This window comes from Rhodococcus sp. NPDC060086, from assembly GCF_042730275.1.
In the GTDB taxonomy this organism is placed as follows: Bacteria; Actinomycetota; Actinomycetes; order Mycobacteriales; family Mycobacteriaceae; genus Rhodococcus.
In genome coordinates this window covers 1-1018 of record NZ_JBHWWZ010000106.1, presented here as the reverse complement: position 1 = coordinate 1018, position 1018 = coordinate 1, and the positions used below count along the sequence as shown (strand labels likewise).

Sequence of the window (1018 nt, the reverse complement as noted above, 5' to 3'; positions counted from 1 at the left end):
GACCGCATCCGCACCTCCAAGGACACCGGTCTGGAGAACTTCCCGCTGCATGGCTTCGCGCAGAATCAGCTCTGGCTCGCGGTCGTTGCTCTCGCTGTCGAGTTGACCGCCTGGATGCAGACCGTCGCCCTCGCCGGGAGCGATGCTCGGCGGTGGGAGCCGAAACGTCTACGACTGCGTCTGTTCTCGATCGCAGGACGGATCGCCCGCCACGCCCGACGAATACACCTGCGGCTGTCCGCGCACGCACCCTGGGGTCATCTGATCGAGGTTGCTCTCGCCAGGCTGGACGCCCTTCCCGACCCGCTCTGACCAGTATCAACCCGACCACACCACACGAAAGGCGCACCACCTCCGAGGCCGTGGACTCGGACGTCACCGGCCGTGTCGGACGACTCGTCGTCGCCCGGCACCAGGTCAGCGACGGCAACAACCAATCCGAAGCGTTCAGGTCGACACGCGGGACTCAAGAAAGATCGAGGTTAGGCCGCGCATGCACCGTGCTACGTTGTTCCGCGATGGAGGGGGGCCATTGCGATGCTGTATGCCGATACCGAGCGGATCCACGAGCTTGCGAACACACTGAATCCCGGCGAGAACACCCGAGAATCCGGAGTTTGCGACAAGGCGATCTCCGGCGTCTCCGGTCTGATTTCACCTTCGGCCACGTCCTCCGTGCTCGCTGTGCTCGGTGGTCTGGCCGACGCTGCTCTCAGTGCATGTCATGACGAGTTCACCACGCTCAGCGCGCTGACCGAGAACACTGCCGAGAGCTATCGGAACACTGACGACGAGACCGCCCAACAGTTCTCGGCAGTCGAGGTGCCCGAGTGATCGTGCAGGAATCCCGAGGGCTCCCCAGTAGATCAACGATCGAACAATGGGATGCACTGACTGCTTCTGACACGATCGTCCGCACTCTGAGTAGTGCCCCATAGAGTGGTGTAACCCGGTGACCAGCACCACAACCGACAGCGTGTCGCTGCTGGACGTGAAACGGTCACCGCGTGATCCTTCG

At 62.9% G+C, this 1018-nt stretch carries 2 protein-coding genes; both read left to right on the top strand.

Annotation, left to right across the window (positions count from 1 at the left end; all coding sequences use genetic code 11):
* A partial coding sequence (locus tag ACFWB0_RS25615) for a transposase (RefSeq protein ID WP_378493204.1) occupies nt 1-312 on the top strand: 312 nt, incomplete at its 5' end.
* Nucleotides 313-537: 225 nt separating this feature from the next.
* Complete coding sequence (locus ACFWB0_RS25610; RefSeq protein ID WP_169623139.1) at nt 538-834, top strand: hypothetical protein; 297 nt, start codon at nt 538-540, stop codon at nt 832-834.
* Nucleotides 835-1018: the final 184 nt, after the last annotated feature.